The sequence below is a fragment of the Streptomyces sp. HUAS 31 genome, assembly GCF_028198125.1.
In the GTDB taxonomy this organism is placed as follows: domain Bacteria; phylum Actinomycetota; class Actinomycetes; order Streptomycetales; family Streptomycetaceae; genus Streptomyces; species Streptomyces chartreusis.
The window spans coordinates 5,949,062-5,973,872 of record NZ_CP116353.1 but is presented as its reverse complement, the minus strand read 5'-3'; the positions used below and the strand labels follow the sequence as shown (position 1 = coordinate 5,973,872).

The 24,811-nt window shown below is 71.0% G+C and carries 26 protein-coding genes; 18 read left to right on the top strand and 8 right to left on the bottom strand.

Going from position 1 to position 24,811, the window contains the following annotated elements; translation table 11 throughout:
- Window positions 1-7 precede the first annotated feature (7 nt).
- Window positions 8-217 (top strand): acyl-CoA carboxylase epsilon subunit, encoded by a 210-nt coding sequence (locus PGH47_RS26755; protein WP_093747106.1) that lies wholly within the window; start codon window positions 8-10, stop codon window positions 215-217.
- Here PGH47_RS26755 and PGH47_RS26750 read toward each other — a convergent pair.
- Window positions 214-1,344, bottom strand: a complete 1,131-nt coding sequence (locus tag PGH47_RS26750; protein ID WP_271665523.1) for an SGNH/GDSL hydrolase family protein — start codon at window positions 1,342-1,344, stop codon at window positions 214-216. The genes PGH47_RS26755 and PGH47_RS26750 overlap by 4 nt on opposite strands.
- Before the next feature lie 120 nt (window positions 1,345-1,464).
- Between PGH47_RS26750 and mmpB the strand changes: the two genes are divergently transcribed.
- Both mmpB and PGH47_RS26740 read left to right on the top strand, forming a co-directional pair.
- The gene (gene mmpB, locus PGH47_RS26745; protein ID WP_093747104.1) at window positions 1,465-1,593 is read left to right on the top strand and encodes a morphogenic membrane protein MmpB; all 129 of its coding nucleotides are present in this window, start codon (window positions 1,465-1,467) and stop codon (window positions 1,591-1,593) included.
- A 31-nt stretch (window positions 1,594-1,624) separates the two neighbouring features.
- Complete coding sequence (locus tag PGH47_RS26740; protein WP_107903748.1) at window positions 1,625-2,245, top strand: Maf family protein; 621 nt, start codon at window positions 1,625-1,627, stop codon at window positions 2,243-2,245.
- Here the strand turns inward: PGH47_RS26740 and PGH47_RS26735 are convergent.
- Window positions 2,214-2,744, bottom strand: a complete 531-nt coding sequence (locus PGH47_RS26735; protein ID WP_271665522.1) for a hypothetical protein — start codon at window positions 2,742-2,744, stop codon at window positions 2,214-2,216. The genes PGH47_RS26740 and PGH47_RS26735 overlap by 32 nt on opposite strands.
- A 361-nt stretch (window positions 2,745-3,105) precedes the next feature.
- Between PGH47_RS26735 and PGH47_RS26730 the strand changes: the two genes are divergently transcribed.
- Together PGH47_RS26730 and PGH47_RS26725 are read left to right on the top strand one after the other, a co-directional pair.
- Window positions 3,106-4,878: an acetyl/propionyl/methylcrotonyl-CoA carboxylase subunit alpha gene (locus PGH47_RS26730; protein ID WP_271663915.1), complete on the top strand. Its 1,773-nt coding sequence runs from the start codon at window positions 3,106-3,108 to the stop codon at window positions 4,876-4,878.
- A 266-nt stretch (window positions 4,879-5,144) separates the two neighbouring features.
- Window positions 5,145-5,693 carry a TetR/AcrR family transcriptional regulator gene (locus PGH47_RS26725; RefSeq protein ID WP_271668162.1) on the top strand — a complete coding sequence of 183 codons (549 nt, stop codon included), beginning with the start codon at window positions 5,145-5,147 and terminating at the stop codon, window positions 5,691-5,693.
- Between the two features lie 125 nt (window positions 5,694-5,818).
- Here PGH47_RS26725 and PGH47_RS26720 read toward each other — a convergent pair whose 3' ends face one another.
- Together PGH47_RS26720 and PGH47_RS26715 are read right to left on the bottom strand one after the other, a co-directional pair.
- Complete coding sequence (locus PGH47_RS26720) at window positions 5,819-6,775, bottom strand: DeoR/GlpR family DNA-binding transcription regulator (protein ID WP_093747101.1); 957 nt, start codon at window positions 6,773-6,775, stop codon at window positions 5,819-5,821.
- A gap of 178 nt (window positions 6,776-6,953) precedes the next feature.
- Window positions 6,954-8,402, bottom strand: a complete 1,449-nt coding sequence (locus PGH47_RS26715; RefSeq protein ID WP_125529642.1) for an NAD(P)H-quinone dehydrogenase — start codon at window positions 8,400-8,402, stop codon at window positions 6,954-6,956.
- A 96-nt stretch (window positions 8,403-8,498) separates the two neighbouring features.
- Between PGH47_RS26715 and PGH47_RS26710 the strand changes: the two genes are divergently transcribed.
- The 3 genes from PGH47_RS26710 (at window position 8,499) to PGH47_RS26700 (ending at window position 11,930) form a co-directional block, all read left to right on the top strand.
- Window positions 8,499-8,936 carry a gamma-glutamylcyclotransferase gene (locus PGH47_RS26710; RefSeq protein WP_126904090.1) on the top strand — a complete coding sequence of 146 codons (438 nt, stop codon included), beginning with the start codon at window positions 8,499-8,501 and terminating at the stop codon, window positions 8,934-8,936.
- A 131-nt stretch (window positions 8,937-9,067) separates the two neighbouring features.
- Window positions 9,068-9,892, top strand: coding sequence for a purine-nucleoside phosphorylase (locus PGH47_RS26705; RefSeq protein WP_030956459.1), 825 nt, complete (start codon window positions 9,068-9,070; stop codon window positions 9,890-9,892).
- 406 nt (window positions 9,893-10,298) lie between these two features.
- Complete coding sequence (locus PGH47_RS26700; protein ID WP_271665521.1) at window positions 10,299-11,930, top strand: phospho-sugar mutase; 1,632 nt, start codon at window positions 10,299-10,301, stop codon at window positions 11,928-11,930.
- Window positions 11,931-12,095: 165 nt separating this feature from the next.
- Here the strand turns inward: PGH47_RS26700 and PGH47_RS26695 are convergent, their stop codons facing one another.
- Window positions 12,096-12,779, bottom strand: a complete 684-nt coding sequence (locus PGH47_RS26695) for a PH domain-containing protein (protein WP_271665520.1) — start codon at window positions 12,777-12,779, stop codon at window positions 12,096-12,098.
- Between the two features lie 205 nt (window positions 12,780-12,984).
- Here PGH47_RS26695 and deoC point away from each other — a divergent pair, with 205 nt between their 5' ends.
- The 5 genes from deoC (at window position 12,985) to PGH47_RS26670 (ending at window position 17,525) form a co-directional block, all read left to right on the top strand.
- Window positions 12,985-13,944, top strand: a complete 960-nt coding sequence (gene deoC / locus PGH47_RS26690) for a deoxyribose-phosphate aldolase (protein WP_271668161.1) — start codon at window positions 12,985-12,987, stop codon at window positions 13,942-13,944.
- 5 nt (window positions 13,945-13,949) lie between these two features.
- Entirely contained in the window at window positions 13,950-15,386 is a 1,437-nt protein-coding gene (locus PGH47_RS26685) for an aldehyde dehydrogenase family protein (RefSeq protein ID WP_271665519.1), read from the top strand.
- Window positions 15,379-16,281 carry an aldehyde dehydrogenase family protein gene (locus PGH47_RS26680; protein WP_271665518.1) on the top strand — a complete coding sequence of 301 codons (903 nt, stop codon included), beginning with the start codon at window positions 15,379-15,381 and terminating at the stop codon, window positions 16,279-16,281. Before PGH47_RS26685 ends, PGH47_RS26680 begins: the two co-directional genes overlap by 8 nt.
- Before the next feature lie 184 nt (window positions 16,282-16,465).
- Entirely contained in the window at window positions 16,466-17,101 is a 636-nt protein-coding gene (locus PGH47_RS26675; RefSeq protein ID WP_271665517.1) for a uridine kinase family protein, read from the top strand.
- 70 nt (window positions 17,102-17,171) lie between these two features.
- The gene (locus PGH47_RS26670; protein WP_271665516.1) at window positions 17,172-17,525 is read left to right on the top strand and encodes a DUF6281 family protein; all 354 of its coding nucleotides are present in this window, start codon (window positions 17,172-17,174) and stop codon (window positions 17,523-17,525) included.
- Between the two features lie 177 nt (window positions 17,526-17,702).
- Here the strand turns inward: PGH47_RS26670 and PGH47_RS26665 are convergent, their stop codons facing one another.
- Complete coding sequence (locus PGH47_RS26665; protein WP_093747095.1) at window positions 17,703-18,449, bottom strand: SigE family RNA polymerase sigma factor; 747 nt, start codon at window positions 18,447-18,449, stop codon at window positions 17,703-17,705.
- A gap of 267 nt (window positions 18,450-18,716) precedes the next feature.
- On the opposite strand from PGH47_RS26665, the gene afsQ1 reads away from it, so the two are divergent.
- The 5 genes from afsQ1 (at window position 18,717) to PGH47_RS26640 (ending at window position 22,851) form a co-directional block, all read left to right on the top strand.
- A complete protein-coding gene (afsQ1, locus tag PGH47_RS26660; protein WP_037867721.1) occupies window positions 18,717-19,394 on the top strand; it encodes a two-component system response regulator AfsQ1 in 678 nt (225 codons plus the stop codon).
- Window positions 19,391-20,944 carry a sensor histidine kinase gene (locus tag PGH47_RS26655; protein ID WP_271665515.1) on the top strand — a complete coding sequence of 518 codons (1,554 nt, stop codon included), beginning with the start codon at window positions 19,391-19,393 and terminating at the stop codon, window positions 20,942-20,944. The genes afsQ1 and PGH47_RS26655 overlap by 4 nt, the downstream gene beginning before the upstream one ends.
- A complete protein-coding gene (locus PGH47_RS26650) occupies window positions 20,944-21,549 on the top strand; it encodes a hypothetical protein (protein ID WP_271665514.1) in 606 nt (201 codons plus the stop codon). The genes PGH47_RS26655 and PGH47_RS26650 overlap by 1 nt, the downstream gene beginning before the upstream one ends.
- A gap of 441 nt (window positions 21,550-21,990) precedes the next feature.
- Window positions 21,991-22,542 (top strand): VanZ family protein, encoded by a 552-nt coding sequence (locus tag PGH47_RS26645; RefSeq protein WP_271665513.1) that lies wholly within the window; start codon window positions 21,991-21,993, stop codon window positions 22,540-22,542.
- A 108-nt stretch (window positions 22,543-22,650) separates the two neighbouring features.
- Window positions 22,651-22,851, top strand: coding sequence for a PspC domain-containing protein (locus PGH47_RS26640; RefSeq protein ID WP_271665512.1), 201 nt, complete (start codon window positions 22,651-22,653; stop codon window positions 22,849-22,851).
- Window positions 22,852-22,981: 130 nt separating this feature from the next.
- On the opposite strand, the gene PGH47_RS26635 is transcribed toward PGH47_RS26640, so the two are convergent.
- On the bottom strand, window positions 22,982-23,404 hold the full coding sequence (locus PGH47_RS26635; protein ID WP_271665511.1) for an ATP-binding protein: 423 nt from the start codon (window positions 23,402-23,404) through the stop codon (window positions 22,982-22,984).
- 138 nt (window positions 23,405-23,542) lie between these two features.
- Window positions 23,543-24,706: an adenosine deaminase gene (locus tag PGH47_RS26630; protein ID WP_271665510.1), complete on the bottom strand. Its 1,164-nt coding sequence runs from the start codon at window positions 24,704-24,706 to the stop codon at window positions 23,543-23,545.
- Window positions 24,707-24,811: the final 105 nt, after the last annotated feature.

The following is a 24,811-nucleotide window of genomic DNA, read 5'->3' as shown; positions in this document are numbered from 1 at the left end:
AGCCGCCATGAACATCAAGGTCCTACGGGGCAACCCGACACCGGAGGAGCTGGCCGCCGCACTGGCGGTGGTCCGCGCCCGCGCCGCGGCGGAGGCAGCCATCCCGCCCGGCGCACCCAAGCCGCGGGACGGGTGGTCGGACCCGTCCCGCATCGCCCGCCAACGACTGCCACAGCCGGGTCCGGCGACGTGGGCACGTACGTACTGGCCCGGTTAGAGAGCGATCGCCAGGACTTCGGCCATCACCTCGTACCCCGCGTCATTGGGGTGCAGATGATCGCCGAAGTCGTAGGCCGGGCGCAGCCGATCCGGGTCCTCCGGATCGGCCAGCGCCCGGTTCAGGTCCACGACCGCGTCGTACTCCCCCGCGCACCGGATCCACTCGTTGAGCTCGTGGCCCACCTTGGCCGCGTGCTCGCCCCAGTGGTCCGAGCCGCCGAACGGCAGCAGCGTGCCGCCGATCACCCGCAGCCCGGCCGCCCTGCCCTGCCGCAGCAGCTCCCGGTGCCCGGCGATCAGCTCCGCCGCCTCCACCACCGGCGCCGGTTTGTACGTCGGCTGCTCGTCCGTCTCGCTGAAGCCGATGTCGTTCAGCCCGAGCAGAACCACCAGCGTGTCCACCCCGGGCAGGCCGAGGACGTCCCGGCGCAGCCGCCGGACGCCTCCGTCGCCGTACCAGGCCGAGTCGTTGAGCAGCAGGTTCCCGCCGATGCCGGCGTTGAGGACGGGCCGCCCCGTGCGCTTCGCGAGCGCGTCCGACCAGCGCCGGTCCGCGCCGACCGCGGAGCCGAACCCGTCCGTGATCGAGTCGCCGAAGAGCGCGACGGCGTCCGTGCGGCCGGCGTCGGTCTCCACCGCCGACAGGAAGTACCAGGACTCGCTCACGGCGTCGAACCCCTCACCGCCGGACGCCTGCGACAGGTCGCCCTCGCCCCGGTGACCGGACGCGAAGGCCTGCGCGTGGAAGGTCGCGGGCCCGGTGGCGGCGTCGAAGTACAGCGTCACGGCCACCGCCTCCCCGGCGGCGACGGCGAGTCGTACGGCGTCGCTGACGACCTCGCCACGCGCCGGTATCGCGACTCCAGCGGCGCCCCCGAAGGTGAGCGGTGTCAGCGACCCCGGCCGCACCGCCGCCCCTTCGCCAGCGCGCCCCACGCTCGCGCCCGCGACGCGGACCGGCGATTCGCCGTACGCGTTGGACAGCCGTACCCGCACCAGGCCGCCGCCCGCCGACAGCCGGACGACCTGCCGCAGCGACTGGCGCCAGAAGCCCTCTCGGGACCAGTTGGGCGTGAAGCCCTCGCTGGGGCGCTGAGGTGACGCGATCCAGGAAGCGGTGAACATGACACACCCTCCAAACGGAACTGAAGTACCTTTACCTAATGGAACCGTAGCACCGTTTATAGGGAAGTTGAGTATGCGTACTCAGGCGCCGCCCCGGATCCCCGACCGACGATGGAAGGCATGCTGTGGTCCGACCCCGAGAACGAGCCGCCCAAAGAACTGCGCGACATGCAGGAGATGTTGCGGCGGCTGGGCGTTCTCATGGCGCTGGCCATGGTCCTCACGATGATCGTGCTCGGACTGAGGTGAGACCGGCCGGGCCCGCCGATACGCTGACGGCATGACTGATCAGCCCCGCCGCCGGCTCGTCCTCGCCTCCCAGTCCCCCGCCCGCCTCAATCTGCTCCGGCAGGCAGGGCTGGCCCCCGAGGTCATCGTGAGCGGCGTCGACGAGGACGCCGTGAGCGCACCCACCCCCGCCGAGCTGGCGCTGGCCCTGGCCGAGGCGAAGGCCTCCGTCGTCGCCGCGCGGCCCGAGGTCAAGGGCGCGATCGTGATCGGCTGCGACTCGGTCCTCGACCTGGACGGCGAGGCCCTGGGCAAGCCGGCCGACGCCGAGGAGGCCACGGCCCGCTGGAAGTCGATGCGCGGACGCGCGGGCACGCTCCAGACCGGCCACTGCGTCTACGACACGCTCAGCGGCCGGTACACCTCCGCCACGGCCTCCACGGTCGTCCGCTTCGGCGAGCCGACCGACGAGGAGATCGCCGCGTACGTCGCCTCCGGCGAACCCCTCTACGTCGCCGGGGCGTTCACCCTGGACGGCCGTTCGGCCCCGTTCATCGACGGCATCGACGGCGACCACGGCAATGTGATCGGCATCAGCCTGCCGCTGGTGCGGCGGCTGCTGGCCCAACTGGGCATCGGCATCACGGAGTTGTGGGAGCCGGCGGAGGGGTGACGGGCGAGCCGCCGGCCGGGGGGCTCCCCGCCGGGGAACCGTCGGCCGGGGAGCCGTCGCCGCCCTTGCCTCCGTCGGGCGCGGCGTCGGCGGGCCTTCCGAGCGCGCTCTGACCGTCGTAGGTCATCAGCAGCAGCACGATGAGGCCGAGCACGACGATCATGAACACGAACGCCGTCCAGCCCACCAGCCCCCAGGCGAACGCGCCCAGCAGACCGTGCACCACGGCCGCGCTGATCAGCAGGATGCGCCCGAGGCCGGCCGGGGCGCGGTCGCGCAGGGCGACCAGCAGCGCGACCAGACCGCACAGCGCGAAGTAGCCGCCGAAGACCAGGCCGCCGACCTTCGAGGACACCGACATCACGTCAGGATCCAGACCCGCCAGGGACATGTCCTGCCGGTCCACGACGACGCCTAGGAACCAGTTCAGCGCGGCGATGCCGAACGCCTCCACGAAGAGCACGACTGCCACCAGCCACGCCACCGGCCTGCGCACCACCGGTCCCCACCCACTTCCGAGCCGTTCGGTTACCCCAAGTACGTTCGAGACATCGCGAACGCTACTAACGGGTAAACCCCGGGACAAGGGTTCGGGAGATGGCAAAGATGCATTGGGCCATTCGTAGGGATTCCACAAAGAAACCGAGTGGCCCGCAGCACGTGATGACAGAGACCTTGACCACAGAGGAGAGCTAGGGTTTTCCGGGAGAGACCTGCGTACCGTGGCGCGACAAGGGATTTCGCAGGTCGGGCGAGCCTGGAATCACGCTCCGTGTGGGCAAGCTCACCACTGGGGACGGGTCGAAGTGTCGTGTCGGCAGTCCCTAAACTCGGCTTGTTTCAAGGAGGGAGCCTCAATCGTGCGCAAGGTGCTCATCGCCAACCGTGGCGAAATCGCTGTCCGCGTGGCCCGGGCCTGTCGGGATGCCGGGATCGCGAGCGTGGCCGTCTACGCGGAGCCGGACCGTGACGCTCTGCATGTCCGCGCCGCGGATGAGGCGTTCGCCCTGGGCGGTGACACCCCGGCCACCAGCTATCTGGACATCGGCAAGGTCCTGACCGCGGCACGCGAGTCGGGTGCGGACGCGATCCATCCCGGCTACGGCTTCCTGTCGGAGAACGCCGACTTCGCCCAGGCCGTGCTGGACGCGGGTCTGATCTGGATCGGTCCGCCCCCGCAGGCGATCCGTGACCTCGGTGACAAGGTCGCCGCCCGTCACATCGCCCAGCGGGCCGGCGCGCCCCTGGTCGCCGGCACCCCCGACCCGGTCGCCGGGGCGGACGAGGTCGTCGCGTTCGCCGAGCAGCATGGTCTGCCGATCGCGATCAAGGCGGCGTTCGGTGGTGGCGGACGCGGTCTGAAGGTCGCCCGCACCCTGGAAGAGGTGCCGGAGCTGTATGAGTCGGCGGTGCGTGAGGCGGTCGCCGCGTTCGGGCGCGGGGAGTGCTTCGTCGAGCGCTACCTCGACAAGCCCCGGCACGTGGAGACCCAGTGCCTGGCCGACACCCACGGCAACGTCGTCGTCGTCTCCACCCGTGACTGCTCGCTGCAGCGCCGCCACCAGAAGCTCGTGGAGGAGGCGCCCGCGCCGTTCCTGTCCGAGGCGCAGGTCGCGGAGCTGTACGCGTCGTCGAAGGCGATCCTGAAGGAAGCCGGCTACGTCGGCGCCGGCACCGTGGAGTTCCTCGTCGGCGCGGACGGCACGATCTCCTTCCTGGAGGTCAACACCCGTCTGCAGGTCGAGCACCCGGTCACCGAGGAAGTCGCCGGGATCGACCTGGTGCGGGAGATGTTCCGTATCGCCGACGGCGAGGCCCTGGGCTACGACGACCCGCCGCTGCGCGGCCACTCCTTCGAGTTCCGCATCAACGGCGAGGACCCCGGCCGGGGCTTCCTGCCCGCCCCCGGCACGGTGACCGCCTTCGCCCCGCCGTCGGGCCCGGGTGTCCGTCTGGACGCGGGCGTGGAGTCCGGCTCCGTCATCGGCCCCGCCTGGGACTCCCTCCTCGCCAAGCTGATCGTCACCGGCGCCACCCGCGAACAGGCCCTCCAGCGCGCCTCGCGGGCACTGGAGGAGTTCCAGGTCGAGGGCATGGCCACCGCCATCCCCTTCCACCGCGCGGTCGTCAAGGACCCCGCCTTCGCACCGGAACTGACCGGCTCCGCCGACCCGTTCACGGTCCACACCCGGTGGATCGAGACCGAGTTCGTCAACGACATCAAGCCCTTCGCCGCCCCCGCCGACGCGGACGCGGACGAGGACACCGGCCGCGAGACCGTCGTCGTCGAGGTCGGCGGCAAGCGCCTGGAAGTCTCCCTGCCCGCCTCCCTCGGCATGACCCTGGCCCGCACCGGCCTCGCCGCCGGCGCCAAGCCCAAGCGCCGCGCCGCCAAGAAGTCCGGCCCCGTCGCCTCCGGCGACACCCTCGCCTCCCCCATGCAGGGCACCATCGTCAAGGTCGCCGTCGAGGAAGGCCAGGAAGTCAAGGAAGGCGACCTCGTCGTCGTCCTCGAAGCCATGAAGATGGAACAGCCGCTCAACGCGCACAGGTCCGGCACCATCAAGGGCCTGTCCGCCGAGGTCGGCGCATCCCTCACGTCGGGCGCCGCGATCTGCGAGATCAAGGACTGACGCATACGGCAGTCGAGGCGCCCGGCGGACTGGAGCAGACAGTCCGCCGGGCGCCTCGTTTTATGCTCGGTGGCATCGTGGAAGCACACCGGCGGGCGAGAGGGCAGGTGAGAGCGATGGTGGGCGCGACTGCCGGCGAGACCGCGGGAAGCGGCAGCGCGGCGGCACCGCCGACTCCGGCAAGCACCATGCACGCCGACGCGGCACCGACAATCCCGACAAGCACCATGCACGCCGACGCGGCACCGCCGACCCCGGCACGCGCCATGCGGGCCGACGCCCGCCGCAATCATGAGCGTCTGCTGACCGAGGCCCGCTCCGCCTTCGCCGAGCACGGCACGGACGCGTCCCTGGAGGACGTGGCCCGGCGAGCGGGCGTGGGGATCGGCACCCTCTACCGTCACTTCCCCAACCGAGACGCCCTGTTGAGCGCGGTCTTCGAGGAGGCGGCCGGCGACCTGCTCGCCCGCTCCCGGGAACTCCTGCGCTCGCCGGAGCCGTGCGCGGCCCTGGTGACCTGGCTGCGCGAGATGGTCACCCACGCGGGTGAATACCGCGGCCTGGCCCGCTCCCTGATGTCCGTCTCCGACGACGACACCTCGGCCCTGGCCCGGTGCAGCGGCCCCATCAGACAGGCGGGCGGCGCACTGCTGTCACGGGCCCAGGAGGCCGGCACCGTCCGCCCGGACGTGGCCGTCACCGACCTGCTCCAGCTCACCCACGCGATCGCACTGGCGGCGGAGGAGACCCCGGGAGACCCGGACCTGGCGGACAGGTTGCTGTACTTGACTCTGCGCGGGCTGAAAGGCGCCTGAGGGCAGCCGACCAGGGGGTGCGGGGCTCAATCGATGTGCGGCTTCGTCGCGTGGGCGCGACCAGCCACCATCCACCCGCACCCGCTCGTCAACGTGAAGCCGTACGACGACCGGGCGAACCGAACCTACCGCCGCCGCAGATCCGCGACGCGGGCCCGCTCCCGCTCGGCTCCCTGCTCCCCGAGCACCGCCGCCCCGGCCGGCCGCAACCCCGGCCCACCCCCGGAGGGCCCCCGTCGCGGTCCCGGCAGCGCACGCTGCTGACGCCGCGCCGGGACCTCGTCACCCCCCGACGCCCCGCTCGCCCCGGCCACGGCGATCTGCACCCCCTGATCGGCAAGGGCCTGCAACTCGGTGTGCGCACGGTCGTCGTGGGCGGGCGGTTCGTCGGTGACGAGCCGCGTGATGACATCCGTAGGCACCGTCTGGAACATCGTGTCCGTGCCGAGCTTGGTGTGATCGGCGAGGACGACGACCTCCGCGGCCGCCTGGACGAGTGCCCGGTCGACGGACGCCGAGAGCATGTTGGACGTGGACAGCCCGCGCTCGGCGGTCAGGCCACTGCCGGAGAGGAAGGCACGCGACACGCGCAGCCCTTGCAGGGACTGCTCGGCTCCGCTGCCGACGAGGGCGTAGTTGGAGCCGCGGAGCGTGCCGCCGGTCATGACGACCTCGACCCGGTTGGCATGGGCCAACGCCTGCGCGACCAGGAGGGAGTTGGTGACGACGGTCAGTCCGGGCACGCGTGCGAGCCGGCGGGCCAGCTCCTGCGTGGTGGTTCCCGCCCCGACGACGATCGCCTCGCCCTCCTCCACGAAGTTCGCGGCGAGGTCGGCGATGGCCGTCTTCTCGGCGGTCGCGAGATGTGACTTCTGCGGAAAGCCGGACTCCCGCGTGAACCCGCCCGGCAATACCGCACCGCCGTGCCGGCGGTCGAGGAGTCCTTCTGCCTCCAGTGCGCGCACGTCCCGCCGTACGGTCACTTCGGAGGTCTGGACGACGCGGGCGAGCTCACGGAGCGACACGGCTCCGTTCGCTCGCACCATTTCGAGGATCAATTGGCGACGTTCTGCAGCGAACACGAAACTGACAGTAACCCCAACGACCGTCTGGTTTCAGCAGTTTGCGCCGAATAACAGAAGTTGTTCGCACGCCAGGGCGAGAAGTGGTATAGAGCCTAGTCCCGCCGCCTATGCCGCACGCATGCTCGACAACTCCCCGTGACCAGCGGGGAATCGAATCCGGCCGCCAGGGCGGACCCTAGAGTTCACCACCGGACTTGCGAGTGTGCAACTGCCGTGCCACCTCGGCGATCGAGCCCGAAAGAGAGGGGTACACGGTGAAGGCGTTAGCGATCTGTTCGACCGTCAGATTGTTGTCGACCGCGATCGAGATCGGGTGGATGAGTTCCGAGGCGCGCGGGGAGACGACCACGCCGCCGACCACGATGCCCGTGCCGGGGCGGCAGAAGATCTTGACGAAGCCGTCCCGGATGCCCTGCATCTTCGCGCGCGGGTTGCGCAGCAGCGGCAGCTTGACGACCCGGGCGTCGATCTTGCCCGCGTCCACGTCGGCCTGCGAGTAGCCGACGGTGGCGATCTCGGGGTCGGTGAAGACGTTCGAGGACACGGTCTTCAGGTTCAGCGGGGCCACCGCGTCGCCGAGGAAGTGGTACATGGCGATACGTCCCTGCATCGCCGCGACCGAGGCGAGGGCGAAGACACCGGTGACGTCACCGGCGGCGTACACGCCCGGCGCGGTCGTCCGCGACACCTTGTCGGTCCAGATGTGCCCGGAGTCGCGCAGCTTGACGCCGGCCTCCTCCAGGCCCATGCCCTCGCTGTTGGGGATGGCGCCGACGGCCATGAGGCAGTGGGTGCCGCTGATGACGCGCCCGTCGGCGAGGGTGACCTCGACCCGGTCGCCGACCCGCTTGGCGGCGGCGGCACGCGAGCGCGCCATGACGTTCATGCCGCGACGCCGGAAGACGTCCTCGAGGACGGCCGCGGCGTCCGGGTCCTCGCCCGGCAGCACACGGTCCCGCGACGACACGAGGGTGACCCGCGACCCGAGCGCCTGGTAGGCGCCGGCGAACTCGGCGCCGGTGACACCCGACCCGACCACGATGAGCTCCTCGGGCAGCTCGTTGAGGTCGTAGACCTGGGTCCAGTTCAGGATGCGCTCGCCGTCGGGCTGGGCATCGGGCAGCTCGCGCGGATGACCACCGGTGGCGATCAGGACCGCGTCCGCGACGAGTGTCTCCTCGGTCCCGTCGGCGGCGCGCACGACGACCTTCCGCGACCCGTCGAGGCCCTGCATGCCCTCCAGCCGCCCCCGGCCGCGCATCACCCGCGCACCGGCGCGCGTGACGGAAGCGGTGATGTCATGGGACTGGGCGAGAGCGAGCCGCTTCACACGCCGGTTGACCTTGCCCAGATCGACGCCCACCACACGGGCGGGCGTGTCGATGTGCGGTGTGTCGTCGGCGACGATGATCCCCAGCTCCTCGTAGGAGGAGTCGAAGGTGGTCATCACCTCGGCCGTCGCGATCAGGGTCTTGGACGGCACGCAGTCGGTGAGCACCGACGCCCCGCCCAGACCGTCGCAGTCGACGACGGTCACCTCCGCGCCGAGTTGAGCGGCGACCAGCGCCGCTTCGTATCCGCCGGGTCCGCCACCGATGATCACGATCCGAGTCACGTACTCCATTGTCCCGCACGCATCACCGTGGTACCGCCTGGGGGCCCGCCCGAGACACCACCGTTACGGGAGGGGCACACGATGCACCTGCCGTACCCTCTCCCCATGTCGCTCTACGCCGCGTACGCTGGCAATCTCGACGCGCGGCTGATGACCCGCCGCGCCCCGCACTCGCCGCTGCGTGCCACCGGCTGGCTGAACGGGTGGCGGCTGACGTTCGGCGGCGAGCAACTGGGCTGGGAGGGCGCGCTGGCGACCCTCGTCGAGGACCCCATGGAGCAGGTCTTCGTCGCGCTGTACGACATCGCGCCCATGGACGAGGACTCCCTGGACCGCTGGGAGGGCGTCGGCCTCGGCATCTACCGCCGTACGCGGGTCCGGGTGCACACGCTGGAGGGCGAGGAGCCGGCCTGGACGTACGTGCTGAACGCCTACGAGGGCGGGCTGCCGTCGGCGCGCTACCTGGGCGAGGTCGCGGACGCCGCGGAGTCGGCCGGAGCGCCCCACGACTACGTGATGGAGCTGCGCAAGCGCCCCTGCTGAGACTCACCGGTCTCACACATCCCTCCAGTCCCCGCGTTCACAGGTTTCGTTGGAAACGACAAGACAACGATCGCCATCCCGTGAGCTCTGTCATCTACGCGCGTAGGCCCAAACCGGCTACCCTCAGTCGCGTGAACGCATCTCTTCTTCCGGACGACATCCAGGGCGACCCCCACGCCGCCGCCGACGCCGCCGCCGCGCGCCTGCGCGAACTCACCGGCGCCGAGACCCACGACGTCGCCCTCGTGATGGGCTCCGGCTGGGCTCCGGCCGTGGACGCCCTCGGCGCACCCGAGGCCGAGTTCCAGGTCACCGAGCTGCCCGGGTTCCCCCCGCCGGCGGTGGAAGGGCACGGCGGCAAGGTCCGGTCGTACCGGATCGGCAACAAGCGCGCCCTGGTCTTCCTCGGCCGCACCCACTACTACGAGGGCCGCGGCGTGGCCGCCGTGTCCCATGGCGTCCGCACCGCGGTGGCGGCCGGCTGCAAGACGATCGTCCTGACCAACGGCTGCGGCGGCCTGCGCGAGGGCATGCGCCCCGGCCAGCCGGTCCTGATCAGCGACCACATCAACCTGACGGCCACGTCGCCCATCATCGGCGCCAACTTCGTCGACCTCACCGACCTCTACTCCCCCCGCCTGCGCGCCCTGTGCAAGGAGATCGACCCCACCCTCGAGGAGGGTGTCTACGCCCAGTTCCCGGGCCCGCACTACGAGACGCCGGCCGAGATCCGCATGGCCCGCGTCATCGGCGCGGACCTGGTGGGCATGTCGACGGTCCTCGAAGCGATCGCCGCGCGCGAGGCGGGCGCGGAGGTGCTGGGTATCTCCCTGGTGACCAACCTCGCCGCGGGCATGACGGGCGAGCCCCTCAACCACGAGGAGGTCCTCCAGGCGGGCCGCGACAGCGCGACGCAGATGGGCTCCCTGCTGGCCCAGGTCCTCGGCCGCCTGTAGGAAGACGCCGGGGCCCCGGTAGTGCCACGGTTCGCAGTCCGGCGGCTGCGGGCCCGTCGTGCCCGATCGCGCAGTTCCCCGCGCCCCTAAAGGCAGGGGGTTGCAGTGGGCCTGCGCCAGGCCGTGACCGAAGCCGTCACAACCGTTGCGCAGTTCCCCGCGCCCCTGGGGTGTTGCGGTCTGCACCCGCGTACGGCGGCAAGGGGACGTGCCGGGGGGTGTCCGCCCGCAGCGGCGGGCGTCAAGAAACAGCACAGCCCTGACGCCGGCAACCGCCCGACCGAGGACGGACACCCCCCGGCGCGGCCCCGACCCACCCACCACCCGCAGGCGCTACGCGAACCCCCACCGAGGCCGCACAGGCCGCCGCAGGCACCACGACCGACAACGAGAGGCTGACCCCGACGTGCACGACGACCTCATCACCCGGGCCAAGGCATGGCTCGAGGAGGACCCGGACCCGGAGACCCGCGCCGAACTCGCGAAGCTCATCGACGCCGCGGACGTCACCGAACTCGCCCCCCGCTTCAGCGGCACCCTCCAGTTCGGCACCGCGGGCCTGCGAGGCGAACTCGGCGCCGGCCCCATGCGCATGAACCGCACCGTCGTCATCCGCGCAGCCGCCGGCCTGGCCGCCTACCTCAAGACCCAGGGTCACACCGACGGCCTCGTGGTCATCGGCTACGACGCCCGCCACAAGTCGGAGGACTTCGCCCGCGACACGGCCGCCGTCATGACCGGCGCGGGCCTGCGCGCAGCCGTACTCCCCCGCCCCCTCCCCACCCCGGTCCTCGCGTACGCGATAAGGCACCTCGGCGCCGCAGCCGGCGTGGAGGTCACCGCCAGCCACAACCCGCCCCGCGACAACGGCTACAAGGTCTACCTCGGCGACGGCTCCCAGATCGTCCCGCCCGCCGACGCGGACATCGCCGCCGAGATCGACGCCGTACGGTCCCTCAACGACGTCCCCCGCCCGGACTCCGGCTGGGAGATCCTCGACGACAGCGTCCTCGACGCCTACCTCGCCCGCACGGACGAGGTCCTCGCGGCCGACTCCCCCCGCACCGCCCGCACCGTCTACACGGCCATGCACGGCGTGGGCAAGGACGTCCTCCTCGCCGCCTTCGAGCGCGCCGGCTTCCCCGCCCCCGCCCTCGTCGCCGAGCAGGCCGACCCCGACCCGGACTTCCCCACCGTCGCGTTCCCCAACCCGGAGGAGCCCGGCGCGATGGACCTGGCCTTCGCGAAGGCCCGCGAGACGGACCCGGACCTCGTCATCGCCAACGACCCCGACGCCGACCGCTGCGCCGTGGCCGTAAAAGAGAACGACGAATGGCGCATGCTGCGCGGCGACGAGGTCGGTTCCCTCCTCGCCGCACACCTGGTCGACCGAGGAGCGCGCGGCACGTTCGCCGAGTCGATCGTCTCCTCCTCCCTCCTCGGCCGGATCGCCGAGAAGGCGGGGCTCCCCTACGAGGAGACCCTCACCGGCTTCAAGTGGATCGCCCGCGTCGACGGCCTGCGCTACGGCTACGAGGAGGCCCTCGGCTACTGCGTGGACCCCGAGGGCGTACGCGACAAGGACGGCATCACGGCCGCCCTGCTGATCACCGAGCTCGCCTCCGCCCTCAAGGAAGAGGGCCGCACGCTCCTCGACCTCCTCGACGACCTCGCCGTGGAGCACGGTCTGCACGCCACGGACCAGCTCTCGGTGCGCGTCGAGGACCTGTCGGTCATCGCGGACGCCATGCGCCGACTGCGCGAGCAGCCGCCGACGGAGCTGGCCGGCCTGGCCATCACCCGCGCCGAGGACCTCACCCGGGGCACCGAGACGCTCCCGCCCACCGACGGTCTGCGCTACACCCTCGAAGGCGCCCGCGTCATCGTCCGCCCCAGCGGCACCGAGCCCAAGCTGAAGTGCTACCTGGAGGTCGTCGTCCCGGTGGCGACGCACGCCGGCCTCCCGGCGGCCCGCGCCGAGGCGGCCGACCTGCTGGCGACGATCAAACGGGACCTGTCGACGGCGGCGGGCATCTGACCCGTACACCGCCTCACTGATCGTTCCCGAGAGGGTGCCCACCATCGGAGGCACCCTCTCGGGCGTTTTCCGCACGGCGCTCGACCCGCGCTCCACGGCCCACCCCGGCCCCCGGGCAACGGTGGACGGGACAGCCCTTCGCCGGCGCGCGGACCGGCGCTCCGCTCAGCCGATCGCCAGCAGGATCACCAGCAGCACGGCGCCCGCGACGACCGGTCCCGCCACCTCGTAGGCCCAGCGCACGGTCACCTCGCCCTGCGCGGACTCCGAGTTCTCCCCTTGCTCCAGCAGTTCCCGCAGGTCGTCCATGACCTTGTCGGTCTCGGCCCGCATCGGACCGTCCGAGTCGACGTCCCCGCGCGGCGCGCCGAACCCGAGCCCGCCGAATCCCGCGCCGCCCATGCGGCCGCCGCGGTCGCCGCGCCCCGAGGCCGCGCGTGCCGAACGCCGGGCGGCCTTCTTGCGGGCCCGCAGGGAGACCGGGACCGCCCACAGCTGGAACTTGGTGCCGGACTTGGCGACGACCTCGTTCGAGTAGCTGGAGCGCAGCGCGGCGACCTGTCCCCAGGGCAGCACGATCACGCGGAGCGGGTTGCGGATGCGCAGCCGGTCCTCGTTGGCGTGGACGGCGGGGCGCAGGGTGAACGCGATCACCAGCGGCACGAGGAGGATGATCGCCGCGAGGGCCAGCCACTGGGTGCGTCCCTCGCCGCGCAGCAGGGCGTCGAAGCCGAGCCAGAGCACGATGACCAGCAGGGCGACTCCGCCGACGATGCCCATGGGTGAGCGGTACACCCGGTCCTTCGAGGTGGGGTCCGGGGAGGGGGACGGGTGTTCGGGGGTCGTCATGGGCCCGATTGTGCCGTACGGCTGCGCCGCTCCGCCGATCACCCACTCGCCGTGAGGAGATGTGTCCGGTGTGCGAGTGCGGGCCGACCGGGGCCGGTCGCGCAGGTCCCCGCGCCCCTGGGTGGGCCGGCCAACCCGCGTGAGACAGATCCCGGCCCTCGGGGTGTACAGCCGCTACGCGCGTAGATATGCTCGTCTGGTGACCATGCCCACCAATGCATCTGCCGCAGCTCACGCACTCACGGACGTCACCGCGTCCGACAGCACGCTGCGCCGCTTCCTCCACGGGCTGCCGGGTGTCGACGCGGTCGGCCTGGAGGGGCGGGCCGCGTCCCTCGGTACCCGTTCCATCAAGACGACCGCCAAGGCGTACGCCATCGACCTCGCCATCTCGATGGTCGACCTGACGACGCTGGAAGGCGCGGACACCCCGGGCAAGGTCCGGGCGCTCGGCGCGAAGGCGGTCCACCCCGACCCGACCGACCGGACGACGCCCTCGACGGCCGCCGTCTGCGTCTATCCCGACATGGTGGCCACCGCCAAGGAGGCCGTCGCCGGGTCGACCGTGAAGGTCGCCTCCGTCGCCACCGCCTTCCCCGCGGGCCGCGCGCCCCTGGCGGTGAAGCTGGCGGACGTCCGTGAGGCCGTCGCCGCCGGTGCCGACGAGATCGACATGGTCATCGACCGGGGCGCGTTCCTCGCCGGGAACTACATGAAGGTGTACGACGAGATCGTCGCCGTGAAGGAGGCCTCCGGGGCGGCCCGCCTCAAGGTCATCTTCGAGACCGGCGAGCTGTCGACGTACGACAACATCCGGCGGGCCAGCTGGCTCGGCATGCTCGGCGGCGCCGACTTCATCAAGACGTCCACCGGCAAGGTCGCCGTGAACGCCACGCCCGCGAACACCCTCCTTATGCTGGAAGCGGTGCGGGACTTCCGCGCCCAGACCGGCATCCAGGTCGGTGTGAAGCCGGCCGGCGGGATCCGCACCTCCAAGGACGCGATCAAGTTTCTCGTTCTGGTCAACGAGACCGCCGGCGAGGACTGGCTGGACAACCACTGGTTCCGCTTCGGCGCCTCCTCGCTTCTGAACGACCTGCTGATGCAGCGGCAGAAGCTGGCCACCGGCCGCTACTCCGGCCCCGACTACGTGACGGTGGACTGATCACCATGGCATCGGTATTCGAATACGCACCGGCCCCCGAGTCCCGCTCGATCGTCGACATCGCGCCGTCGTACGGCCTGTTCATCGACGGCGAGTTCGTGGAGGCGGCCGACGGCAAGGTCTTCAAGACCGTCTCGCCGTCCACCGAGGAGGTCCTCGCCGAGATCGCCCAGGCGGGCGAGGCGGACGTGGACCGTGCCGTGAAGGCCGCCCGCAAGGCGTTCGAGAAGTGGTCGGCGCTGCCGGGCTCCGAGCGCGCGAAGTACCTCTTCCGCATCGCCCGGATCATCCAGGAGCGCAGCCGTGAGCTGGCCGTCCTGGAGACCCTGGACAACGGCAAGCCGATCAAGGAGACCCGCGACGCGGACCTCCCGCTGGTCGCCGCGCACTTCTTCTACTACGCGGGCTGGGCCGACAAGCTCGACCACGCGGGCTTCGGCGCGAACCCGCAGCCGCTGGGCGTGGCCGGCCAGGTCATCCCCTGGAACTTCCCCCTCCTCATGCTGGCGTGGAAGATCGCCCCCGCGCTCGCCACCGGCAACACGGTGGTGCTGAAGCCCGCCGAGACGACCCCGCTGTCGGCCCTGTTCTTCGCCGACATCTGCCGCCAGGCGGGCCTGCCCAAGGGGGTCGTCAACATCCTTCCCGGATACGGCGACGCGGGCGCCGCGGTCGTCGCGCACCCGGACGTGAACAAGGTCGCCTTCACCGGCTCCACGGCCGTCGGCAAGGAGATCGCCCGCACGATCGCCGGCACCCGCAAGAAGGTCACCCTGGAACTGGGCGGCAAGGGCGCCAACATCGTCTTCGACGACGCCCCGATCGACCAGGCCGTCGAGGGCATCGTCAACGGCATCTTCTTCAACCAGGGCCAGGTCTGCTGCGCCGGCAGCCGGCTGCTGGTCCAGGAGTCGGTCGAGGAGGAGCTGCTGGAGTCCCTCAAGCGCAGGCTCTCCACGCTCCGCCTGGGCGACCCCCTGGACAAGAACACCGACATCGGCGCGATCAACTCCGAGGAGCAGCTGACCCGCATCACCTCGCTCGTCGAGCAGGGCGAGGCGGAGGGCGCCGAGCGCTGGTCGCCGGCCTGCGACATCCCGGAGAGCGGCTACTGGTTCGCCCCGACGCTGTTCACCAACGTCACCCAGGCGCACCGGATCGCCCGCGACGAGATCTTCGGCCCGGTGCTGTCGGTCCTGACGTTCCGTACGCCGGACGAGGCCGTGGCCAAGGCCAACAACACGCCGTACGGCCTGTCGGCGGGCATCTGGACGGAGAAGGGCTCGCGCATCCTCGCGGTCGCGAACAAGCTCCGTGCGGGCGTCATCTGGTCCAACACGTTCAACAAGTTCGACCCGACCTCGCCGTTCGGCGGATACAAGGAGTCGGGCTTCGGCCGCGAGGGCGGCCGCCACGGCCTGGAGGCGTACCTCGATGTCTGACAAGTCCGAGCAGCGGCGTCTGAGCGTCTTCAAGACCTACAAGCTGTACGTCGGGGGCAAGTTCCCCCGCTCCGAAAGCGGCCGGGTGTACGAAGTGACCGACTCGAAGGGCAACTGGCTGGCCAACGCGCCGCTCTCCTCCCGCAAGGACGCCCGTGACGCGGTCGTAGCGGCCCGCAAGGCGTTCGGCGGCTGGTCCGGCGCGACGGCCTACAACCGAGGCCAGATCCTTTACCGCATCGCCGAGATGCTGGAGGGCCGGCGCGAGCAGTACGTCCGTGAGGTGGCCGACGCGGAGGGCCTGTCGAAGTCGAAGGCGGCCGCTGTCGTGGACGCCGCGATCGACCGCTGGGTCTGGTACGCGGGCTGGACGGACAAGATCGCCCAGGTCGTGGGCGGCGGCAACCCGGTCGCGGGCCCGTTCTTCAACCTGTCCTCGCCCGAGCCGACCGGTGTGGTCACGATCGTGGCTCCGCAGGAGTCGTCGTTCCTGGGTCTGGTGTCCGTGCTCGCTCCGGTGATCGCGACCGGCAACACGGCGATCGTGGTGGCGTCGGAGAAGTCCCCGCTGCCCGCCCTGTCCCTGGGCGAGGTCCTGGCCACCTCCGACCTGCCCGGCGGAGTCGTCAACGTCCTGTCGGGCCGTACGGCGGAGATCGCCACGCCGCTCGCCGCCCACCAGGACGTCAACGCGATCGACCTGGCCGGCGCCGGCGAGGACCTGGCGAAGGAGCTGGAGATCGCCGCGGCGGACAACCTCAAGCGCGTCCTGCGCCCACAGCCTGTGGACGACTGGTCGGCCGCCCCTGGCATCGACCGCATGACGGCGTTCCTGGAGACCAAGACGGTCTGGCACCCGACGGGTTCGCTGGGCGCGTCCGGCTCGTCGTACTGAGGACCGGCCGGCACCGAGACCGGAGAGCCGCGCTTCCCCGCCGTCCCGGGGAGGCGCGGCTCTCTGCCGCGCGCGGGCGCAGGGCGGCCGGGTGAACGCCATATGCAGTCCAGGTGTGATCCGCGCATCAAACGTGGTCCGCCGGGTCGTTCACCGGCCCGTCGATGCCTCACACTGGTGTCCCGTGAGTTCCCCTTCGCCCATACCGACGCGAGTCGTGCTGCTCTGCGGCCCCTCCGGCTCCGGCAAGTCCCTTCTCGCCGCCCGCTCCGGCCTTCCGGTCCTGCGGCTCGACGACTTCTACAAAGAGGGCGACGACCCGACCCTGCCCCTGGTCCCGGGGAGCTCCGACATCGACTGGGACCACCCCGACTCCTGGGACGCCGACACGGCCGTCGCGGCGATCACCGAGCTGTGCCGCACGGGCCGCACCGACGTGCCGCTGTACGACATCTCGCTGAGCGCCCGTACCGGCGCGGAGACGGTCGACATCGGGCGCACCCCCCTCTTCCTCGCGGAGGGCATATTCGCGGCCGAGATCGTGAGCCGCTGCCGTGAACTCGGTGTCCTGGCAGACGCGCTGTGCCTGAGCCGGGGCCCGATGCGCACCTTCCGCCGCCGCTTCCTGCGCGACCTGAAGGAGGGCCGCAAGTCGGTGCCCTTCCTGCTGCGCCGCGGCTGGCGCCTGATGCGCCTGGAGCGCTCGATCATCGCCCACCAGACGTCCCTGGGCGCGTACGCCTGCGACCGTGACGAGGCCCTCGGCCGGCTCACGGCCGCCGCCGCGGGCCGCCGCCCGGCCGCCACCCCGGCAGCCTGAACGAAGTCGGCACCCACGCCGTCGTAGGACCGTGAAGAAACGCTCCTGTGTCCCCGTGGGAAGGAAGCCGATGATTGGTGCACCACGAACCGTCCGCCGGATGCTCCCGGCCGCCCTGCTCGTCCTGGCGGCCGCCGGCTGCGCGGAGGGCGGCGCGGGACCGGGCGGCGCGGCCGAAGCCTCCTGCGCGTATGTGGTGACGTACGCCGACCGCTCCTATCTGGACACGGGGGACGCCGACTTCACCGTCGGGAAGAAACTGGGCACCGCCACGGTCCCGGGGTGCGACGACACCCCGAACGACCCCGAAGGTGCCGTCCCCGAGAGCAGGGTCACCGCGTACGCGGTCGAGGGGACGGACCCGGCCGTCGCCATCGCCGTGGGCGACACACCCGCCGAGGCGATCCTGATGAAGGTCCGCTGAGCACACAGCGAAGCGGGACTGGACGGACCCCCCGGCCCTCCAGCCCCGCTGTCGTTGTGCTCCGCCCACGTCCCCCGTGGCGGAGCACCCCCCGTTCCCCCGTGGGTTCCCCGTTGGCCCCCCAGCCACCGTGGATCCCCCCACTTGTTACCGCTCCCCCGCGGTCCCCCCAAACCTTCAGGCGACAAGCTCCCCGAAGGCGTCCTCCTCGTCACGGCCGAAGCTGAGGACCTCGTCCTCGCGCAGCCGGCGGAGCGACCGCCAGATGCTGGACTTCACCGTGCCGACACTGATGTCGAGGATGTCCGCGATCTCCGGGTCGGTGCGGCCCTCGTAGTAACGAAGGACCAGCATCGTCCGCTGGAGTTCGGGCAGCCGGGCCAGCGCCTGCCACAGGACCGCGCGCAGTTCGGTGCCGCGCATCGCGTCCGTGTCGCCGGGCGTCTCCGGCAGCTCCTCGGTCGGGTACTCGTTCAGCTTGCGGCGGCGCCACGCGCTGATGTGCAGGTTCGTCATCGTCCGCCGCAGGTAACCCCCGACGGCGGCCTTGTCGCTGATCCGGTCCCAGGCCTTGTAGGTCGAGAACAGCGCGCTCTGGAGCAGGTCCTCGGCCTCGAATCGGTCACCGGTCAGGTGGTAGGCGGTTGCGTACAGGGAGGCGCGGCGCTCCTGGACGTAGGCGGTGAACTCCGCCTCCGACAGCGAGCGACGACGCTCCCCCGAGTCCTCCCTGTACGCGCTTCCCCCGTGCGGTTCCCCCGTGAAACCGTCAACCACCGTCATGTACGCGGTGTGCTGACGCCCGGTGCCGCGAGCGCACCCCCGCCCGCTCACGGCACCGGACTTCTCCGAACCCCGGCCCCCGTTCACGTCGTGCAGACGCGTGATCACTGCGCTGGTGCTGGTGCCGTGCAGCGTGTTCATCTCGCGCCCCCCGTCGTGGACTTCCGGTGTTCTGCTCGTGCGTCCTGCTGTGTTGCGTCCTGCTGTCTTGCCTTGTGCCGAAAAGCTTGCCCGGGCACTTTCATCGCCGTGTCCGCCGACTGTCACAGAGCTGTCACAGGGGCCTGTGTCAGAGCCCGCCCCCAGCGCCACCACAGCGCGGACACAGCCGGCAGCGCTACGCACACGTATCCCTACTGCTCGTACAGGAGTCGAAAGACCACCCCCGCATGGGCCAGAATGACCCCCGTGCCTTCCCTGTTGCTGATCGAGGACGACGACGCCATCCGTACGGCCCTGGAGCTCTCACTGACTCGCCAGGGACACCGGGTGGCCACTGCTGCCACCGGCGAGGACGGTCTGAAACTGCTGCGCGAGCAGCGGCCGGACCTGATCGTGCTGGACGTGATGCTGCCCGGTATCGACGGCTTCGAGGTGTGCCGTCGTATCCGGCGCACCGACCAGCTGCCGATCATCCTGCTGACCGCGCGCAACGACGACATCGACATCGTGGTCGGACTGGAGTCCGGCGCGGACGACTACATCGTCAAACCCGTGCAGGGGCGCGTCCTCGACGCCCGCATCCGGGCCGTGCTGCGGCGCGGCGAGCGTGAGTCGAACGACGCGGCGGCCTTCGGCAGCCTGGTCATCGACCGCGCGGCCATGACCGTCACCAAGAACGGCGAGGACCTCCAGCTCACCCCGACCGAGCTGCGGCTGCTGCTCGAACTGAGCCGCCGCCCGGGCCAGGCCCTGTCCCGCCAGCAGCTCCTGCGCCTGGTCTGGGAGCACGACTACCTGGGCGACTCCCGCCTCGTGGACGCCTGCGTCCAGCGCCTGCGTGCCAAGGTCGAGGACGTCCCGTCCTCCCCCACGCTCATCCGTACCGTCCGTGGTGTCGGCTACCGCCTGGACGCGCCTCAGTGACAGAAGCGCAGGGGGGATTCCGCGGCTGGTTCGCGGCTCGCAAGGGGGTGTGGTCGAGGCTGCGTTTCACGAGCCTGCGGCTGCGCCTGGTCGTCGTCTTCGGCCTCGTGGCCCTCACGGCCGCCGTGTCCGCGTCCGGCATCGCCTACTGGCTCAACCGCGAGGCGGTGCTGACCCGCACGCAGGACGCGGTGCTGCGCGACTTCGAGCAGGAGATGCAGAACCGCGCGGGCCTGTTGCCCGAGGAGCCCACGCAGGACGAACTCCAGCACACCGCCGGTCAGATGGCCAACAGCAGCCAGCGCTTCAGCGTGCTCCTGGTGGCCCAGGACGCCTCCGGCGCTCCCGCCTACGGCAGCTCGGGCGGCCTGGACGGCTTCACCCTCGCGGACGTCCCGAAGTCCCTGCGCACGGCCGTGAACGAGAAGCAGGAGGTCAACTCCTCCAACAAGGCGGAGTACCACCTGTACTGGCAGCGGATAGTGGAGGACGACACTCCGTATCTGATCGCCGGCACCAAGGTCAACGGCGGCGGTCCGACCGGCTACATGCTCAAGTCTCTGGAGCAGGAGGCGAAGGACCTCAACTCCCTCGCCTGGTCCCTCGGCATCGCCACCGGCCTCGCCCTGATCGGCTCGGCGCTGCTCGCGCAGGCCGCCGCCACGACCGTACTGAAGCCGGTGCAGCGCCTAGGCGTCGCGGCCCGCCGCCTCGGCGAGGGCAAACTGGACACCCGCCTACGCGTCTCGGGCACGGACGAACTGGCGGACCTGTCCCGGACGTTCAACAACGCGGCGGCCGCGCTGGAGAAGCGGGTCGCCGACATGGCCTCCCGCGACGAGTCGTCCCGCCGTTTCGTGGCGGACATGTCCCACGAACTGCGCACCCCCCTCACCGCGATCACGGCCGTGACCGAGGTCCTGGAGGAGGAGCTGGAAGCGGAGTCCGGCTCCATGGACCCCATGATCGAGCCGGCCGTACGACTCGTGGTCAGCGAGACCCGCCGCCTGAACGACCTGGTCGAGAACCTCATGGAGGTGACCCGCTTCGACGCGGGCACGGCCCGTCTGGTCCTGGACCACGTCGACATCGCCGACCAGATCACGGCCTGCATCGACGCCCGCGCCTGGCTGGACGCGGTCGATCTGGACGCCGAGCGCGGCATCATGGTCCGCCTCGACCCCCGCCGCCTGGACGTCATCCTGGCCAACCTCATCGGCAACGCCCTCAAGCACGGCGGCTCGCCGGTGCGCGTGGCGGTCCGGGTGACGGACGACGAGATCGTCATCGCCGTACGCGACCACGGCCCCGGCATCCCCGAGGACGTCCTGCCCCACGTCTTCGACCGCTTCTACAAGGCCAGCGCGTCCCGCCCCCGCTCCGAGGGCAGCGGCCTGGGCCTCTCCATCGCCCTGGAGAACGCCCACATCCACGGCGGCGAGATCACTGCCGCCAACTCCCCCGAGGGCGGCGCGATCTTCACCCTGCGCCTCCCCAGGGACACCTCGGACGCGACGCCACAGGACAACCCGCCAAAGGGAGACGCGTAATGAAGAAGCGCCGCCTCCTGACCCTGACGACCCTCTCCGCCGCCCTCCTCACGGGCTGCGGCATACGCTCCACGGAGGTCCCGACCGACTTCGGTCCGGCCCCGTCCCGCGTGCACTGCTCCCTCTCCGAACCGAACATCTCGACACAGGCCGAGCGGGGCCTGCCGGTCCAGGTGTTCCTGCTGTGCGGCTCCCAACTGGTGGCGGTGGACCGGACGGTCCGCGTGCCCGACGGCACCGCGGACTCCGCCCGCCGCGTCCTGGTGGCACAGGGCCTCCTGGACGAACTGGAGGCGACCCCGTCGGCCACCGAGAAGGAGGCCGGCTACACCACGGACGTCCGAGGCGCCATGGGAGCCACCGGCCCCCGCCCCGACGACCCCGACGAGACCCTGCGCCTGAGCACACCCCCCGAAGACCTCACGTCGTACGCCCTGGCCCAGATCGTCTGCACCTTCTCCGACTCCTCGGCCGCCGAGGGCGACGGCTCGGTGATCCTGGGCGGCCCGACCCGGGACACCCCCCGCCGCTACGAATGCACGAACGAGGTCCGAACCCGCCCCGGCAGCAACGAGCCCCCGTCGACCGAGGTAACAGACGGCTGACGCCGGTACGACGTCTGCGGGCCCGTCGTGGCCGATCGCGCAGTTCCCCGCGCCCCTAAAGGCAGGGGGTTGCAGTGGGCCTGCGCCAGGCCGTGACCGTAGCCGTCACAACCGTTGCGCAGTTCCCCGCGCCCCTGGGGTGTTGCAGTCGCCCCGCGCCACAAGGCGGTCTGCACCCGCGTACGGCGGCAAGGGGACGTGCCGGGGGGTGTCCGCCCGCAGCGGCGGGCGTCAAGAAACAGCACAGCCCTGACGCCGGCAACCGCCCGACCGAGGACGGACACCCCCCGGCACGTCCCCGACCCACCCACCACCCGCAGGCGCTACCCGCACCCCCACTCGGCGCAACGGGCCGCCGCAGGCATCCCGGTGTGGCAGACACCTCACCCCACAAACCCACACCCCGGAACCGATCCCGCCGGACAGCGCGTCTACGGGGGCGTGCAGCGTCAAGGCTCCATCGGCGGCAGCGCCGCGATCCGCATCCGTGTGACGGGAGGCATCCTCCTGCTCGCACACCTCGCGTTCGTCGCCTGGCTCACCCTGCGCCCCCTGGACGTCCCCTGGGTCACCCCCGCCAACCTGCAACCCTTCGCAGGCATCAGAGCCGACCTCGCCCTCGGCTGGCAGGAAGCCGCCCGCCGCATCATCGAGGGCCTCGCCCTCCTCGCCCCCCTCGGCGTCCTCATCCCGACCGCACACGGCAGCCTCACCGCCTCCCCCCTCGGCTCCCTCGTCCGCACGGTGGCCGCGGGCGCCCTCATCTCCCTCGGCATAGAGCTCCTGCAGACCGGCGTCCCCGGCCAGGTCGTGGACGTCGACTCGCTGCTCCTCAACACCCTCGGCGTGGCCCTCGCCCACGCGGCGATCGTCCCGGCGGCCCGCACCCACCTCCGCCGCAGGTCCGAGCGAGCCGACCGCCCCGCCACTCCCCAGGATGAGCCGACTCAGGGTCGTACCCCGACGATTCCCAGGGTCGGCATAGCTCCGTAGAGTGACGCTTTGCCCGGTTCGTCTGCGTAGCGTGGATGTCAGATGAGGCACCCACTCGAAGGCCCCACAAGGAAGGCCCTCGACCGACGCTCGCGAAGGAGCCGCACCATGACCGCGCTCGCCCGACCCACCAACGGCCGCATGATCGGCGGAGTGTGCGCCGCGCTGGCACGACGCTTCGGCACCTCCGCGACGACCCTGCGCGTCATCTTCCTGCTCTCCTGCCTGCTCCCGGGCCCGCAGTTCCTGCTCTACATAGCGATGTGGATCCTGCTCCCCTCGGAGAACAAGACCCGCACGGCCTGGTAAATACCACCCCCTCCACCCCCATCCCCTCTCAGCCCCCTCCAAAGCACAAAGCCGCCGGGGCGCACCCCATGTCCAAAGGGTGCGCCCCAGCGGTGCGTTCCGACCGAGCGAGCACCCGGCCGACCCGAACTCAGCCGAGCGGAAGCCCGTTCACCGGCAGCCCCTGAGTGGGCAGCCCCTGAACCGGCAGCCCCTGAACCGGCAGCCCCTCGGTCGCCGCCCCCTGTACCGGCAGCCCGCCGAGCAGCCCGGCGACCACACCGGTCGGCCCACCGGCCACGGCCTGCTCGGCGGCCGGCTGCGCGGCGGACAGACCGGCGGCGAGCGCCTCCTGCCCCTGAGCCAGCCCGGCACCCCCCTGCGCCAGCCCCGCACCGGCGCCGGGCGCCGACTGGGCGAGGTTCTCGGCGGGGAGCGTCCGGGTGACGCTGTCCAGCGCCGAACCGGCGGCGTCGGGCGCGACCGGCGCGGCGTTCGCGGCACCCGCGCCCGCGGCGGCGAAGGCGGCACCGAGAGCGGCGACACCGAGGGTCTTGGCAGCAGACTGCTTCATGAAATGAGTCCTCGAAAATTGGTTACGGGGATGTAAGCGGTCCTCGACCGTAAACACGCCCCGCACCCGGCCGCAAACATCGAAATGCGGACGGATTGTGAATGCCGCCCGCATTACGTGTGACCGAAGGATCCCAGGTCAGCCCTGCTCTTCGGCAGAGTCGCTGGTAGACGAGGTCTGCCGGAACAGCCACTCGGACTTCAGTTCGGCATATCCGGGCTTGATGACGTCATTGATCATCGCGAGCCGTTCATCGAAAGGAATGAACGATGATTTCATCGCATTGACGGAGAACCACTGCATGTCATCGAGCGTGTATCCGAAAGCCTCGACAAGATGCTCGAATTCCCGGCTCATACTCGTATGCGACATCAGCCGGTTGTCGGTGTTCACCGTCGCGCGGAAGTGCAGCCGGCGCAGCAGCCCGATGGGGTGCTCGGCGTACGAATCGGCGGCCCCCGTCTGGAGGTTGGAGCTCGGGCACAGCTCCAGCGGGATCCGCTTGTCGCGGACGTAGGAGGCGAGCCGGCCGAGCTTCACGGAGCCGTCGGCGTGCACCTGGATGTCGTCGATGATGCGCACCCCGTGCCCGAGCCGGTCGGCGCCGCACCACTGGAGGGCCTGCCAGATGGACGGCAGCCCGAAGGCCTCGCCGGCATGGATGGTGAAATGGTTGTTCTCGCGCTTGAGGTACTCGAAGGCGTCGAGGTGCCGGGTCGGCGGATGCCCCGCCTCGGCGCCCGCGATGTCGAAGCCGACGACGCCCAGGTCCCGGTAGCGGTTGGCGAGTTCGGCGATCTCCAGCGCGCGGGCGGCGTGCCGCATGGCGGTGAGCAGGGCGCCGACGCGGATGCGGTGACCGTTCTCCCGCGCGATCCGCTCGCCCTCGCGGAAGCCCTCGTTGACGGCCTCGACGACCTCTTCGAGGCTGAGCCCGCCTTCGAGGTGCTGCTCGGGTGCGTAGCGCACCTCGGCGTAGACGACGCCGTCCTCGGCGAGATCCTCGGCGCACTCGCGCGCGACCCGCACGAGGGCGTCGCGGGTCTGCATCACGCCGACGGTGTGGGAGAAGGTCTCCAGATACCGCTCCAGGGATCCGGAGTCGGCGGCGTCCCGGAACCAGATCCCGAGTTTGTCGGGGTCGGTCTCGGGGAGGTGGGTGTAGCCCGTGTCGCGGGCCAGCTCGACGATCGTGCCGGGGCGGAGCCCGCCGTCGAGGTGATCGTGCAGCAGAACCTTCGGCGCCCGGCGGATCTGGTCCGAGCTCGGGGTGTTCGCCTTCTGGGCAGTCTCGCTCGTCATTTCCGCACCATAACGCCTACGCGCGTAGATCACCCGCTGAACACCCCATTTTCCCGCTTGTACGAATCCGTCGATACGTAACGGTGACCCCGAGGACGGGTGGCG

What these genes read in the sequence shown, in the direction of transcription:
- PGH47_RS26715 (WP_125529642.1), bottom strand. Translation starts at nt 8,402, where the DNA reads ATGGAGTACGTGACTCGGATCGTGATCATCGGTGGCGGACCCGGCGGA.
- PGH47_RS26650 (WP_271665514.1), top strand. Translation starts at nt 20,944, where the DNA reads ATGAAGAAGCGCCGCCTCCTGACCCTGACGACCCTCTCCGCCGCCCTC.
- PGH47_RS26670 (WP_271665516.1), top strand. Translation starts at nt 17,172, where the DNA reads ATGATTGGTGCACCACGAACCGTCCGCCGGATGCTCCCGGCCGCCCTG.
- PGH47_RS26755 (WP_093747106.1), top strand. Translation starts at nt 8, where the DNA reads ATGAACATCAAGGTCCTACGGGGCAACCCGACACCGGAGGAGCTGGCC.
- PGH47_RS26710 (WP_126904090.1), top strand. Translation starts at nt 8,499, where the DNA reads ATGTCGCTCTACGCCGCGTACGCTGGCAATCTCGACGCGCGGCTGATG.
- deoC (WP_271668161.1), top strand. Translation starts at nt 12,985, where the DNA reads ATGCCCACCAATGCATCTGCCGCAGCTCACGCACTCACGGACGTCACC.
- PGH47_RS26725 (WP_271668162.1), top strand. Translation starts at nt 5,145, where the DNA reads ATGCGGGCCGACGCCCGCCGCAATCATGAGCGTCTGCTGACCGAGGCC.
- PGH47_RS26665 (WP_093747095.1), bottom strand. Translation starts at nt 18,449, where the DNA reads ATGAACACGCTGCACGGCACCAGCACCAGCGCAGTGATCACGCGTCTG.
- mmpB (WP_093747104.1), top strand. Translation starts at nt 1,465, where the DNA reads ATGCTGTGGTCCGACCCCGAGAACGAGCCGCCCAAAGAACTGCGCGAC.
- PGH47_RS26635 (WP_271665511.1), bottom strand. Translation starts at nt 23,404, where the DNA reads ATGAAGCAGTCTGCTGCCAAGACCCTCGGTGTCGCCGCTCTCGGTGCC.
- PGH47_RS26685 (WP_271665519.1), top strand. Translation starts at nt 13,950, where the DNA reads ATGGCATCGGTATTCGAATACGCACCGGCCCCCGAGTCCCGCTCGATC.
- PGH47_RS26750 (WP_271665523.1), bottom strand. Translation starts at nt 1,344, where the DNA reads ATGTTCACCGCTTCCTGGATCGCGTCACCTCAGCGCCCCAGCGAGGGC.
- PGH47_RS26640 (WP_271665512.1), top strand. Translation starts at nt 22,651, where the DNA reads ATGACCGCGCTCGCCCGACCCACCAACGGCCGCATGATCGGCGGAGTG.
- PGH47_RS26740 (WP_107903748.1), top strand. Translation starts at nt 1,625, where the DNA reads ATGACTGATCAGCCCCGCCGCCGGCTCGTCCTCGCCTCCCAGTCCCCC.
- PGH47_RS26695 (WP_271665520.1), bottom strand. Translation starts at nt 12,779, where the DNA reads ATGACGACCCCCGAACACCCGTCCCCCTCCCCGGACCCCACCTCGAAG.
- PGH47_RS26630 (WP_271665510.1), bottom strand. Translation starts at nt 24,706, where the DNA reads ATGACGAGCGAGACTGCCCAGAAGGCGAACACCCCGAGCTCGGACCAG.
- PGH47_RS26680 (WP_271665518.1), top strand. Translation starts at nt 15,379, where the DNA reads ATGTCTGACAAGTCCGAGCAGCGGCGTCTGAGCGTCTTCAAGACCTAC.